Source organism: Mycobacterium sp. ABE4_509, from assembly GCF_056160785.1.
In genome coordinates, this window is record NZ_JBSWXU010000363.1 from 1 (window position 1) to 294 (window position 294).

1 pseudogene is annotated in these 294 nt (G+C 71.4%); it reads left to right on the plus strand.

The annotated features are described in order from the left end of the window. Positions 1-294: pseudogene (locus ACXAID_RS28495) on the plus strand (HNH endonuclease); the annotation flags it as partial.

Sequence of the window (294 nt, forward strand, 5' to 3'; positions counted from 1 at the left end):
CCGAGGCCAAGAAGATCGCCGCGCGCCTGGACGCCGCCGCGGTCGTCGACCGGGCCGCCAAGGCCGCCGCCGATCGGTGTGTGAGTATCCGCCCGGCCCCCGACACCATGGTCTATGTGACCGCGCTGCTGCCGGTGGCCCAGGGGGTCGGGGTGTATGCCGCCCTCAAACGCGAGGCCGAGACCACCTTCGATGGTCGCTCACGCGGGCAGGTCATGGCCGACACCCTCTACCAACGCGTCACCGGTACCGCGGTCACCGAGCCGGTGTCGGTGGCGCTGAACCTGGTGCTGG